Raw genomic sequence first — 13,009 nt, forward strand, 5'->3', positions numbered from 1 at the left:
AGCATAATATGAACAATAACAAGGGCGTTTGATACTGCTTTTTTAGGAACGTAGAACTGGACACACTAATTAATAATTAACAATTAATAATTAATAGTTGGTTGGTGTCTTTTTCACCACAGATTACACGGATTTTTAAATTTATTAATCTGTGTAATCTGTGTTGAACTTTATTTCATTCTGTCTTGATGCTGTTCGCCGGATTCTCGTTGGCGTTCTTCCAGCTTTGCACCGTGACCGTAATCATGGTGATGGCGGTGACGAGGAGGAAGGAGGTGAGGAATATCCAGGCACGGATAGGTGTGCGTTCGGCGAATCCTTCCAGCCAGTGCTGTCCTATCCACCAGCCGAAGGGAGCGGCAACGATGAAGCATCCTATCAGTATATACAGGTAACGGCGGTTGAACATGCGCAGGATTTCGCCCGTGGTGCTTCCGAATATTTTCCGGATGCCGATTTCCTTGCGGCGGTATTCGCTCTCGAACATGGTGAGCCCGAACACGCCTATCATGCTGATAACAATGGCGAGCAGGGAGAAGAGCAAGATTTGGCGGGTGAAGCGCAGTTCGTTGCGGTAGGCATTGTCGAGCACCTGGTCCATGAACCGGAAGTTGAAGTCATGCCCCGGCGTGAACTTTTCCATTGCCTTTTGCAGGGAGCGGATAACGGCTACCTTGTCCGTTCCGGCGGAGATGCGGACGTTGACGATGTTTTCCCAACCTTCCCAACCTAAATCTTTGGTAGAGAAGAATGCCATGGGGCGTTCATCGTTATCGTTGCGGAACGAGGTAAACTTGATATTCTCGCAGAAACCTATGACAGGGAAAGCCATGCTCTTTTGGAATGGAGGCTGGTTCAGTGTGAGCCATGGGTATTTCTTTCTTGCGGCTTCGTTGAAAATGAATCCGCTGCCGTCTGTAGATTTAAAATTACGTCCTTCGGTCAAGCGGATGCCCATTACATCCAAGTAACGGTAGTCTACTGGCATCACCTCATAGTTCATTGTCCGTTCTCCTTCGGAGATGCCCCAGCTCATATAAGTGTCGGATGAACTGAGAACGAATTGCGAGAACGCCACGCCTTCCACACCCGAAATGCGTGACAGTTCGTCTACGACGGCATTCATTTGTTGCTTGACTTCTTTGGTTGTTTCGCCCACAATGATGGCATCTTTGTCATAACCGTATTCCGAAGTGCGGATGTATCGGCTTTGAGCATACATGATACCGATAGCGATAATCAGCATAAAGGAGATGAAGAACTGGAAACAAACCAGTGTTGTGCGCAACTTCCGTCCCTTGGGTGATAAGCCGAACGAGCCTTTCAGTACGAGGGCAGGAGGGAAAGAGGTAACGTAGAACGATGGATATAGCCCTGCCAGTATGCCTATTAATACACTGATGCCGAAGGTGGCGATTAAGAGAATCACATGTTTGCCTAAACTCAAGTCGGCACTGACCAAATCTTCTACGCCCGAATCGCGCAAAGCCAGTATCAAAACAAGGCTGAGGGCAAAGGCAAGGATGCTGACGAGCACCGATTCCATAATCAGGCTGGTGCGGAGCGAGCCGGTAGTTGCCCCTAACACTTTTTGCGTATTGATGCTTTTGATACGCATCGGCGTTTCGGCAAGCGAGAAATTCATAAAGTTGATAGCGGCGATGATGACGATGAGAAACGACACGCAGATAAGCAGATAGACCGTAGTACGGCTGCTGGCACTCTTATTCCCTATTTTCGAGAAATGGACTTCCGATAAGGGAGTAAGGCGGAAGAAAGGAGTGCCTTCCTTCAGTTCGATTCCTCCCGTGAAAGGTTTCATTTCTAACAGTTTTTGGCTGACTATTTTCTCGATGCTTTCCGCTTGCGTGGCATCGCTTAGGCGTACATAGCAGATATAGTTGAAATTGTTCCAGTTGTCTTTGTTCTCGTTCTTGTCGAGCGGTTTGAGGAGCATGTTTCCTAACTGTGTGTTTTCGGGGAAATCCTTATATACTCCACCTATGGTCAGCGGTTTGTTGTCCGCTTGTTTGCCTTCGAAGATGGTTTTACCTACGGCGTCTGTGCTTCCGAAAAAGCGTATCGCCATCGATTGGGGAATCAGGATATTCCCTTCTTGGTTGAGCGCATCGGCAGAACCGGCAATCATTTCGGGTTGGAAAGTCTTTATAAAGTTGCCGAAGCCGGTTTGTGTGGTTTCGTTGAACAGATGTCCGTTCACTTCATAATCGTAACCACTGTTCCAAATCATTGCGTTAGAAACAGCTTCAACGTAGGGAGAACTGTTCTCGATTATTTCTCCAAACGGACGGGATAACCATGTTTGCCAGTCTCTGTCTTCCCCTCCTTTAAATTCGGCGCGGAATATCTTTTCATAATCCTTATACCCTTTATTGAAATTCAAATCATAGTCTACCTGCGTCATGATGACGAAGAAGGAGGCGAAGGCGATTGCCAGTCCGATGATGTTCAGGACGCTTGCCGTGAAGAAGCGCCGGAAGGTATGCGAGAAGTTGCGTGCTAAGGTGTTCATGTGGTTATTTACGATTTTGCGATTTACTATTTACGATTTCTTTTCACCACAGATTACACAGATTTTTTAATTGATATTTCTGTGTATCCTGTGGTCCTGTGTTTTAAATTTATTAATCTGTGTAATCTGTGGTGAACTTTATTTCATTCTGTCTTGATGCTGTTCGCCGGATTCTCGTTGGCGTTCTTCCAGCTTTGCACCGTGACCGTAATCATGGTGATGGCGGTGACGAGGAGGAAAGAGGTGAGGAATATCCATGCACGTATGGGTGTGCGTTCGGCGAAGCCTTCCAGCCAATGTTGTCCTATCCACCAGCCGAAGGGAGCCGCTACGATGAAGCATCCTATTAATATATATAGGTATCGCTTGTTGAACATCCGGAGTATTTCGCCCGTGGTGCTACCGAATATTTTCCGGATGCCGATTTCCTTGCGGCGGTATTCGCTCTCGAACATGGTCAAGCCGAATACGCCGATGATGCTGATGACAATGGCAAGCAGGGAGAAGAGCAGGATTTGCTTGGTGAATCGCAATTCATTGCGGTACGCATTGTCGAGCACCTGGTCCATAAAGCGGAAATGAAAGTCGTGTCCCGGCGTGAACTTCTCCATGGCTTTCTGGAGCGAGCGGATGATTTCCACCTTGTCTGTTCCGGCAGAGACGCGGACGTTGACGGTGTTTTCGTAACTCCAAAGTTTGGCTTTGCTGACGTAAATGAAAGCCATTGGTTCGGTGCTGTCATTGTTTCGGAATGTGCTGAACTTGATATTCTCGCAGAAACCCACTACGTTCCAGTCGCCCGGAGTAGAGGGCATATCTACTGCCATCCATGGATATTTCTTCCGTGCGGCTTCATTGAAGATGTACACGCCATTATCGCTGGGCTTGAAATTACGTCCATCGGTAATGCGGATGCCCATTACGTCTAAGTAACGGTAGTCTACCGGGAAACAGGCGAAATTAATGCTCTTGTCTCCTTCGCCTCGTCCCCAACTCATATAGGTATCTCCCGAATTGAGCACGAATTGCGAAAACGCTATGCCTTCTATGCCCGATATCCGGGAAAGTTCTTCTACTACAGCGTCTTTTTGCTTCCGTGCTTCTTGAGTCATTTCGCCCACGATGATAGCATCCTTGTCATAGCCATATTCCGAGGTGCGGATGTATCGGCTTTGGGTGTACATGATTCCGATAGCGATGATGAGCATAAACGCCACGAAGAACTGGAAGCAGACTAATATCGTGCGCAGCTTCCTCCCTTTAGGCGAGAGCCCGAACGAACCTTTCAGCACAAGAGCAGGAGGGAACGAGGTGACGTAGAAAGAAGGATATAATCCCGCCAGCACGCCAATCAAAATACTGATGCCGAACGTGGCGGCTATTAAAGGAAGATGTTTGCTCAGGCTGAGGTTTGCCGTCACGAGGTCTTGCACGCCTGAATCGCGCAAGATGAGCAGCAATACGATGGATGCCGCAAAGGCTATGAGGCTGATGAGTACGGATTCCGCCAATAGCCCTCTGCGCAACGAACCGGTAGTGGCTCCCAATACCTTTTGCGTGTTGATGCTCTTGATGCGCATCGGCGTTTCGGCAAGGGTGAAGTTCATGAAGTTAATGGCAGCTACGATGATAATCAGGAACGATACGCAGATGAGCAGGTAGACCGTGGTGCGGCTGCTGGCGCTCTTGTTGCCGATTTTCGAGAAATGCACTTCCGATAGGGGAGCAAGGTTGAAGAAGTTGGAATTGTCTTTTTCTTGCTTGAGACCTTCCCTCAAGTCGTCTGGCGCAACTTTAAGAAGCTGCTGGAAAGCCAGCTTTTCCACTTCGGAAACATTTGCCGGATTGTCCAGCCGGTAATAGCAAGTGTAGTTCCAGTTTCCCCAGTCGTTTTTGTCTTGGTCAGGGTCAAACGGCATAAAAATATGATTGCCTATCTGCGAGTTTTCGGGAAAATCTTTGTAGACACCGCCTACGGTCACGGGTTTGTTGTCCGATTGTTTGCTTTGGAACAGCATTTTGCCTACGGCATCCGTGCTTCCGAACATACGCATAGCCATCGAGGCGGGAATCAGCACGTTGTCTTTCTTTTCCAACGCATCGGTAGAACCCGCTATCATTTCGGGCTGGAACACTTTCATAAAGTCGCCGAAACCGAAGGCGGTAGTTTCGTTGAACAGGTTTCCGTTCACTTCATAATCGTTGTCGTTTACCCATCCGGTCATGGCGTATGCCTGCACATGCGGCGAGGCTGTGCCAATCAGTTCGGCAATAGGGCGCGGAGTCCAAAGCTGCCAGCCCCATTCCTCATTGGGCTTGATTTCCAGCCGGAATATCTTTTCATAATTCTTATACCCTTTATTGAAATTCAAATCATAGTCTACCTGCGTCATGATGACGAAGAAGGAGGCGAAGGCGATTGCCAGTCCGATGATGTTCAGGACGCTTGCCGTGAAGAAGCGCCGGAAGGTATGCGAGAAGTTGCGTGCTAAGGTGTTCATGTGGTTATTTACGATTTTGCGATTTACTATTTACGATTTCTTTTCACCACAGATTACACAGATTTTTTAATTGATTTCTTCTGTGTATCCTGTGGCTCTGCATTTTAAATTTATTAATCTGTGTAATCTGTGGTGAACTTATTCCTCGACTTTCAGCCGGCGGTCATTGATTTTGCTTAAGAAGCCGTCTTTAATGTCTGCCGAACGCGCCTTGCCGCTCAGCTTGAGCGAACTGACTCCATCGGCACGAGCTTTCAGCTTATCGCAATACACGTTGACATTGCCTTTGCCCACACCGTCGATATCTATCTGTACTGTCTGACAATGCAGGTCGGCGATTTTTATAGTGCCGACGCCGTCTATTTCGAAACGGATGTCTTCGGCTTTTAGTGGTTCTTCGCATTCGAATGTGCCTACGCCATCTATTTCCACTTCATCGAGCGTGGGGGCGGAGAGATAGAGGGTTGTACCTTGAATGTTCTGCTCCCGTTTGCCCTCTTTCCGTTGGTCGATGATTAGTGTGCCGTTTTTTACGGTGGTGGTGAGCCTGCCCACTTCTTTTGCCTCGCCTTCCACGCGGCACGCCCACGTGTCGCCTTGGGTGAAGCGGACGGTTGCCACGCCGTCGATGTGAATGGCTGTGTAGCCGCTGATGTCGCGCATTTCGCTGGTCTGGTTGTCTTTTGCCATGCAGGCGTTGAGGCTTGCGCCGAGAAGTACGATGAGTGAAAGGATAATCTGTTTCATAAATTTCATGTTTTTAATGGTTGTTGTATCGTTCGAGGGGTCGAATCGGGCTTTTTTCACCACAGATTACACAGATTTATCAAATTATTATTTCTCATTCTTCGTTCTTCATTCTTCATTTAATAAATCTGTGTAATCTGTGGTGAAAAATCCGTCATTTCAGGATGAGCACTTCGTTGTCCTTGTAGCTTTCGTAGCCGGAGACGATGACGCGTTCGCCCTGCTCCAGGCCTTCCAGCACCTCGTAGTATTGGGGGTTCTGGCGTCCGATGCGGATTTGGCGGCGGTATGCTTTCTTGCCGTCCTTGTCGAGGACGAAAATCCAGTTGCCGCCCGTTACTTGGAAGAATGTGCCTTTCGGGATGAGGACGCTTTGGGTCGGTTCGCCCAATTGCAAATCGATGTAATACGTCTGTCCGCTGCGGATATTTTCGGGGCGGTTGCCTTCGAAGACAAGGTCGGTGCGGAAACGTCCTTCGCGCACTTCGGGGTAGACTTTGCGCACCTTGAGGCTGAACGTTGCTCCCTGCCGTTCGAAGGTGGCTGGCAGCCCGTTGGTGACGCGGTCGATGTAGTGCTCGTCTATCATCGCTTCAATCTTGAAGTCGGAAAGGTCGTTGATTTGGCCTACCATCTGTCCGGCAGTGATATTCTGTCCCAGTTCCACATCCAGCAGTCCCAGTTCTCCGTCTATCGGGGCACGCACTTCCAGCTTGTCCTTGCGCTCGCGGATGAGGAGGACGTTCTGGCGCATGTTGTGCAGGTTGTCTTCCATCTGGTCCATTTGGATGGTGCGGTAAATGGAGTCTTGCACAAGGCGTTCACTGATGAGGGCATGCTGCTTTTGGGCTACCTGATAATCTTCTTCCGCTTGCAGATATTCTTCGCGGCTGATGAGCCGTTCGTTGTAGAGGCGTTCGTATTGTTGGAAGGTGCGGAGCTTGCGGCGGGTATCTACGTCGAGCTGTACCTTTTCGGTCTCGTTGTTCAGCTTGTCTTGCTGCATGGTCACTTGGGTGTTTCGCAGCAGGTTTTGTTTTTCGGCGAGTTCCGATTCGGCGTTCAATATCTGCAGGTCGAGGTTCGAGTTGCTCAGGCGGAGGATGACGTCGCCTTTCTTCACGTGCGCGCCTTCCTCGACTACTTTTTCCTGCACGATGCCGCCTTCTTCGGGGCTGAGCTGCACGATAGAAATGGGTTGCACTTGTCCGTTGAGGCGGATGTAGTCGTTGAACTCTCCGTAGGTGACGTCGGCGATGTTGAGCGCGTCGCCGTCGATGCGCAAGGTGGATGCGTGGTTGCCGAAGATAATCCATACCAGCAGGGCGAGGATGACCGCGCCGCCTGCGATGTAGGGGATGTGTTTCTTCTGAATGCCTTTTTTCTTTTCGAGTTGAATATCCATAATTTTAAAATTTACGATTTTGCGATTTACTGTTTACTATTTACGATTTACGATTCTTCATTCCTTATTCTTTTTTGAAACGCAGATTCACGCAGATTTTCACAGATTATAAATTTTAATGATTAAGCCCAATCTGTGTTAATCTGCGATAATCTGCGTTTCTTTAGTAGCATTTCTCTCTTCATTCCGAATGATTTCTTCTCCTTTATAATAATCTACCAGGCGGCACTTCATTACGTAGGTGAGTTTGCTTTGCAGCAGTCCGGTCTGGCTTTCGAGGAGGGTGGATGCATTGTTCTGCACGTCGAGCGAGGTCATCAGCCCTTCTTCGAATTTGCGGCGTGTGACGCGGTAGGCGATGGAGTCGGAGGTGACTTTCTTTTCCATCTGCAGGCTTTCCTTGAGGAATCCTTCGCGGTCTTGCACGGCTTGCAGCACCAGTTTCTGCAAGGCTTCTTTCTGTGCCTCGTATTGCTGGGTGGCGATGAGGTAATTGTTTTTTGCCTGCTTCACACCAATGGAACCGGACATGCGGTTGAAGATGGGGATGCTCATCGAGATGCCGAAGTAGGAACCGAAGTTGTTCTTCATCTGGTCGGCGAAGTTGTCGTAGCCGCTTTGGTGTAACTCTTTATAATAAGAAGAAGAGATGCCACCGAAGATGCTGATGGTAGGGAAGAGCGAGCCCCACGATATCTTGCGGTTCATCCGCGCCACTTGCTTGTTCATTTCCGACTGGCGCAGGGTGGGGTTGCAGTTGAGGGCGATGCGGAACACGTCATCGGCGTTGTCTGCCGAGAGCCGCACCTGTTCGATGACGGGTGTGTCTATCAGCCGGGTGTCGAGCACGAGGGTATCCGCTACGGGATAGTTCATCGTCTGCTTCAGGGTGAGCATTGCCGTCTCATAGAGGTTGCGCTGATGGGTCAGGTTGTAGGCATCGGTGGCTTGCTGGGCTTCCATTTGTGCCACGTCCGCCATGCCTTTCAGTCCCAACGCTTCTTGGCGTCGGGTCTTGTAAACTAATGAGTCGCTTTCTACCAGCTTCTGTTCTGCCAGGCGGGTCGTTCCGTAGTAATAAAGAGCGTCGATGTATGCCTGGAAGGTTTCGAGTGCGGTATTGTCTTTCGCTTCCTGCAGGGCGGCTTTGCCTAACAGTTCGTTCGCTCTTGCCCGCCGCACTTGGTTGATAAGGCTTCCTCCCTGAAAGATAGGCATCGAGCCTTCCATGGCATAGCCGTTGTTGAACGTAGATTGTGAGATGTAGGTGTTGGTTCCGGGGTCTACCGAACGTCCGTAACTGTACTGTGCACTCACGCTTCCGCTTACTCCGGGCAGGAATTGCCCGATAGCCTCTATCTTGTCCAGCCGGTAGTTGTCGGCTTCCAGTTTCCGCTGCTTCACGGTACGGTTGTGTTCTACAGCGTATGCCATGCAGCGGTCGATGTCCCATGCTTCTTGGGCGGTTGCCGACAGGCTGCACAGGCAGAGCAGCATGCCCATTGATTTTCGTATGTTCATATTCTTTTTCATATTTTGTCTTTGTTTCTGTCAAATCAATAACAAATATCGTGCCAGAAAATTAAATGATTGTTTTTCTGCTTGTTATAAAAAAGCTCATTTGGTGGAGTGTCAAAAAATTAGACACTTGGTGTCAAAAAATTAGACACTTCCTATGAAAGGGCGTATTGTTTCTTTGTGTATCTTTGCAGACAGAAAGATGAAACGCAGATTAACGTAGATTTTCGCGGATTAATAAAAATCAGCGTTAATCCGCGTTAATCTGCGTTGAAAAAATCAGAAACAACAATGGCAAAACAAGGAACTTTATTGGTGGTGGATGATAACCGCAACATCTTGACTTCTTTGCAATATTTGCTGGTAGATTATTTCGGGCAGATTCTGACACTTGACTCTCCCGTAACGATACCGACTGTACTGGCTCAAAACGGTGTAGATATAGTATTGCTGGATATGAACTTTTCTTCGGGCATCAACAACGGGAACGAGGGACTTTACTGGCTGAAGGAAATCCGTCGATTGCGTCCGCAGGCGGCAGTGGTGCTGTTTACGGCATACGCCGATATCGACCTTGCGGTAAGAGGGATTAAGGACGGTGCTGCCGACTTTATCGTGAAGCCGTGGAACAATGACAAGTTGATTCAGACTTTACTGGATGTATATCGTAAAGTATGCAACGGACGAAAGGAGAAAAAACGTGCAATGTTGGTCTCGGAAGGGAATGATACGACAATGTATTGGGGCAATTCGGCAGCTATCCGCCCTTTACGTGCATTGGTGGAAAAAGTCAGCACTACGGATGCCAATATTCTGATTACCGGCGAGAACGGTACGGGCAAGGATATGCTGGCACGTGAGATACACCGCCTTTCGAACCGGAAAGACGGACCGATGGTCGTGGTGGATATGGGTGCCATTACCGAATCGCTGTTCGAAAGTGAATTGTTCGGTCATGTAAAAGGTTCGTTTACTGATGCCCATGCCGACCGTATCGGACGCTTTGAGGCTGCCGATGGCGGAACCTTGTTTTTGGACGAGATAGCCAATCTGCCTTATTACCTGCAGGCAAAACTGCTGACCGCCATTCAGAAGCGGAGTTTCATCAAGGTAGGAAGCAACCTGCCGCAACCTACCAATATCCGCCTGATATGTGCCACCAACCGTGATTTGGACGAAATGGTGCGCAAAGGCGAATTCCGCGAAGACTTGCTTTACCGCATCAATACCATTCACCTGCATATCCCTTCGTTGCGTGAACGCAAAGAAGACATCTTGCCGCTGGCACGGATGTTTTTGGAACGTTATGCCAAGCAATACGGACGGACCAACGGTACATTTGCTCCCGATGCGGCAGCCCGGCTATTGGCATATCCGTGGTACGGGAATATCCGTGAATTGCAGCATACGATTGAGAAAGCTGTGATTTTGGCGGATGACGGTGAGTTGCGTGCCGAATCGTTGCAGTTGGCTGATATGGCAGAAAGAGAAAACGCATCGGGGACTGAAGAAAAAACAGAAATGGCATTTCACACCTTGGATGAAATGGAGCGTACGATGATTCAGCAAGCTATCGGACAGTGTGACGGCAACTTGTCACAAGCAGCCGCCAAGTTGGGAGTAACCCGGCAAACGCTTTATAATAAGATGAAACGGTATGGCTTATAAGTGGTTTTATGCAACGTTTGTCCGTCTGGTAGCTTTGATGGGTGGAATAGCATTGCTTACGGCCGGTATCTTGGAAAAGGTTTGGTGGGCAGGCATTGCAGGAGGAGGATTATGCGCTATAGTCGCATGGATATCCTATCAGATGCAACAACAATTGCGTGAGAAAAGCTGGCTGATGCTGGAAGCCATCCGTAACCGTGACTATTCGTTCCGCTTGCCTCTTTATGGCTTTTCGGGTGGAGAACGTGTGTTGCAGGAAACATTGAACCAGTTCGGTAGCCTGATGGGTGAACAGAAGCAACTGATGGAACAGCGGGAACGGTTCTACGAACAAATATTGTCGAGTGTAAGTTCAGGGGTAATCATACTGGATGAAAATCACGTTGTCGTACAAACCAATCCGGCAGCTGCGCGGCTGTTGGGAATACCGATACTTAGCACGCTACGTCAGCTGGAACGTTTCGGTACCGAAGTTCCATACTTGTTGCGTACACTGAAAGCCGGAGAACGGTGCAATCTTCAGTACACAACAGGAAAAGGTGATGTGCAATTGTCGGTGCGGGCAACCGAGATGCAGCTGGGCGGGAAGAATGTGCGTATCCTTACTTTGAACGATATCCGCAATGAACTGGACGCAAAGGAATTGGATTCGTGGATTAAGCTGACTCGTGTGCTGACCCACGAAATTATGAACTCCATCGCTCCCATTTCTTCGCTGAGCGAAACATTCCTGAAACGGAAAGATGTCGTAAACGGTCCATTGTACGACGGTATCCGTGCCATTCACGAGACATCGACAGGGTTGATTTCGTTTGTAGACAGTTACCGCAAATTTTCAGCCTTACAGAAACCTTCTCCCGAACCTTTCTACCTGATGGACCTTTTGAAGCAGATACAAGGACTGAGTCTTGTGCCCGAGACAGTGGCACTTACTTTGCAGATAGAACCGGTAGAGCTGATGCTGTATGCCGACCCGAACCTGATTCGGCAAGTATTGATAAACATTTTGAAAAATGCGGTACAGTCTATCGGTGGGAACAAAGGGCGCATCCACATACGTGCCTACAGTGCAGCTGATGAGCATGTTTTTATTTATATCAGTAATGACGGTCCGGTAATTCCGGAAGAGGAAGCCGAACAGATTTTTGTTCCTTTCTTTACCACTCGTATCAACGGAAGTGGCATCGGTCTTTCACTTTCCCGCCAGATTATGAAACTTTCGGGAGGGAGCATCAGCTTGTTGCGTGCCGGCACTAACGGATGGAACACCACGTTTGTCTTGGAGTTTGAATAACGTATTACTGGAGATTGTATCACATTAATATTCTATTACTATGCAAATAGACCGATTCTTGACCGCACAACAAAACACGTATGCAGAAGCTCTTGCCGAGGTAAAGGCTGGACGGAAAACTAATCATTGGATTTGGTGGATATTCCCACAACTGAGAGGGTTGGGTATAAGTGAAACTTCTGATTATTATGGTATTGCAGACTTGCAAGAAGCACAGGATTACCTGAAGCATCCTGTATTGGGAAATCGCTTGCGCGAAATCACCCTTGTTCTCCTGAATACGGATAAAAGTGCTGAAAGCGTATTTGGTACGCTGGACGCAATGAAAGTACGCTCGTGTATGACTCTGTTCAACCAAGTAGCTACAGACGACCTGTTTCGGCGTGTGTTGTGCAAGCATTTCGGTGGAGAACAGGACGCGCTTACGCTCCGCTTGCTTCGTTCTTCTTCGAAAAACTTTCTGGCAGGAGCTGCGGCAGGCGATATCATCGGTTCGGTTTATGAATGGCGTGGATGTAAAACCCCAGACTTTCCTTTGTTTGGCAAAGATTCGAAATTTACCGACGATACCGTAATGACCGTAGCTAATGTTCGCTGGTTGCTGGAGAAAGGAAGCCTGACGGACATTATGCAGGACCTTGGACGCAGGTATCCCCATGCCGGGTACGGAGGTATGTTTAAGAAATGGTTGAAAGAGGAGTATCCTCAGCCTTATAATAGTTTTGGAAACGGAGCTGCCATGCGGGTCAGCCCTGTGGGATGGGTATTCGGTACACTTGAGGAAACCTTAGATGCGGCTCGGGAAAGTGCATCGGTTACTCATAATCATCCTGAAGGTATCAAAGGTGCACAAGCTACTGCTGCCTGCATTTTCCTGGCACGCAAGAATCATCCGAAAGAAGCTATTAAGGCATACATCGAGGAAACTTTCCATTACAATCTGGACCGTACATGCGATGAGATACGCCCTACTTATCGTTTCGATTCCCGGTGTCAAGGCTCTGTTCCCGAATCTATTATCGCATTTTTGGAAAGTGCTGATTACGAAAGTGCTGTCCGGCTGGCTGTCTCGTTAGGTGGCGATACTGATACGATGGGTGCCATTGCCGGAAGCATTGCCGAGGCCTATTATGGAGGTGTTCCCGAAACTATTCGGGAAGAAGTCTTGAAAAGATTGCCGGAGGAATTTGCAGACTTGTTACAAAGGTTTTACGCAGAATATATGGAATTGGAATTGGAAATGGATTAGGCTGCATGAGCGATTTACTGCATCGTTTGTAAGATTATTAATCTTACAGCGTGAAGATTAATAATCTTTCGGCGTGAAGATTAATAATCTTACA

The 13,009-nt window shown here is 48.4% G+C and carries 8 protein-coding genes; 3 read left to right on the top strand and 5 right to left on the bottom strand.

Annotation, left to right across the window (positions count from 1 at the left end; all coding sequences use genetic code 11):
- Positions 1-175: 175 nt before the first annotated feature.
- The 5 genes from H9625_RS16025 to H9625_RS16045 all read right to left on the bottom strand — a co-directional run bounded on the left by H9625_RS16025 (position 176) and on the right by H9625_RS16045 (position 8,719).
- Entirely contained in the window at positions 176-2,533 is a 2,358-nt protein-coding gene (locus H9625_RS16025; protein ID WP_191765301.1) for an ABC transporter permease, read from the bottom strand.
- A 143-nt stretch (positions 2,534-2,676) separates the two neighbouring features.
- Positions 2,677-5,034 carry an FtsX-like permease family protein gene (locus tag H9625_RS16030; RefSeq protein ID WP_191765303.1) on the bottom strand — a complete coding sequence of 786 codons (2,358 nt, stop codon included), beginning with the start codon at positions 5,032-5,034 and terminating at the stop codon, positions 2,677-2,679.
- A 138-nt stretch (positions 5,035-5,172) separates the two neighbouring features.
- A complete protein-coding gene (locus tag H9625_RS16035) occupies positions 5,173-5,781 on the bottom strand; it encodes a GIN domain-containing protein (protein ID WP_191765305.1) in 609 nt (202 codons plus the stop codon).
- Positions 5,782-5,935: 154 nt separating this feature from the next.
- Positions 5,936-7,186 carry an efflux RND transporter periplasmic adaptor subunit gene (locus tag H9625_RS16040; protein WP_013618638.1) on the bottom strand — a complete coding sequence of 417 codons (1,251 nt, stop codon included), beginning with the start codon at positions 7,184-7,186 and terminating at the stop codon, positions 5,936-5,938.
- Between the two features lie 138 nt (positions 7,187-7,324).
- Positions 7,325-8,719, bottom strand: coding sequence for a TolC family protein (locus tag H9625_RS16045; protein WP_225226476.1), 1,395 nt, complete (start codon positions 8,717-8,719; stop codon positions 7,325-7,327).
- Positions 8,720-8,995: 276 nt separating this feature from the next.
- On the opposite strand from H9625_RS16045, the gene H9625_RS16050 reads away from it, so the two are divergent.
- Genes H9625_RS16050 through H9625_RS16060 form a run of 3 tightly spaced genes read left to right on the top strand, consistent with a single transcriptional unit; the run spans position 8,996 to position 12,915 of the window.
- The gene (locus tag H9625_RS16050; protein WP_191765307.1) at positions 8,996-10,372 is read left to right on the top strand and encodes a sigma-54-dependent transcriptional regulator; all 1,377 of its coding nucleotides are present in this window, start codon (positions 8,996-8,998) and stop codon (positions 10,370-10,372) included.
- Positions 10,362-11,666: a sensor histidine kinase gene (locus tag H9625_RS16055; protein ID WP_191765309.1), complete on the top strand. Its 1,305-nt coding sequence runs from the start codon at positions 10,362-10,364 to the stop codon at positions 11,664-11,666. The genes H9625_RS16050 and H9625_RS16055 overlap by 11 nt, the downstream gene beginning before the upstream one ends.
- A 40-nt stretch (positions 11,667-11,706) precedes the next feature.
- Positions 11,707-12,915 (top strand): DUF1810 family protein, encoded by a 1,209-nt coding sequence (locus H9625_RS16060; protein ID WP_191765311.1) that lies wholly within the window; start codon positions 11,707-11,709, stop codon positions 12,913-12,915.
- Positions 12,916-13,009 lie beyond the last annotated feature (94 nt).

It is taken from the genome of Phocaeicola intestinalis, assembly GCF_014837065.1.
In the GTDB taxonomy this organism is placed as follows: domain Bacteria; phylum Bacteroidota; class Bacteroidia; order Bacteroidales; family Bacteroidaceae; genus Phocaeicola; species Phocaeicola intestinalis.

Bases quoted from the DNA above. Each gene is read 5' to 3' on its own strand.
- H9625_RS16025 (WP_191765301.1), bottom strand. From the start codon at position 2,533: ATGAACACCTTAGCACGCAACTTCTCGCATACCTTCCGGCGCTTCTTC.
- H9625_RS16060 (WP_191765311.1), top strand. From the start codon at position 11,707: ATGCAAATAGACCGATTCTTGACCGCACAACAAAACACGTATGCAGAA.
- H9625_RS16035 (WP_191765305.1), bottom strand. From the start codon at position 5,781: ATGAAACAGATTATCCTTTCACTCATCGTACTTCTCGGCGCAAGCCTC.
- H9625_RS16055 (WP_191765309.1), top strand. From the start codon at position 10,362: ATGGCTTATAAGTGGTTTTATGCAACGTTTGTCCGTCTGGTAGCTTTG.
- H9625_RS16050 (WP_191765307.1), top strand. From the start codon at position 8,996: ATGGCAAAACAAGGAACTTTATTGGTGGTGGATGATAACCGCAACATC.
- H9625_RS16030 (WP_191765303.1), bottom strand. From the start codon at position 5,034: ATGAACACCTTAGCACGCAACTTCTCGCATACCTTCCGGCGCTTCTTC.
- H9625_RS16040 (WP_013618638.1), bottom strand. From the start codon at position 7,186: ATGGATATTCAACTCGAAAAGAAAAAAGGCATTCAGAAGAAACACATC.
- H9625_RS16045 (WP_225226476.1), bottom strand. From the start codon at position 8,719: ATGAAAAAGAATATGAACATACGAAAATCAATGGGCATGCTGCTCTGC.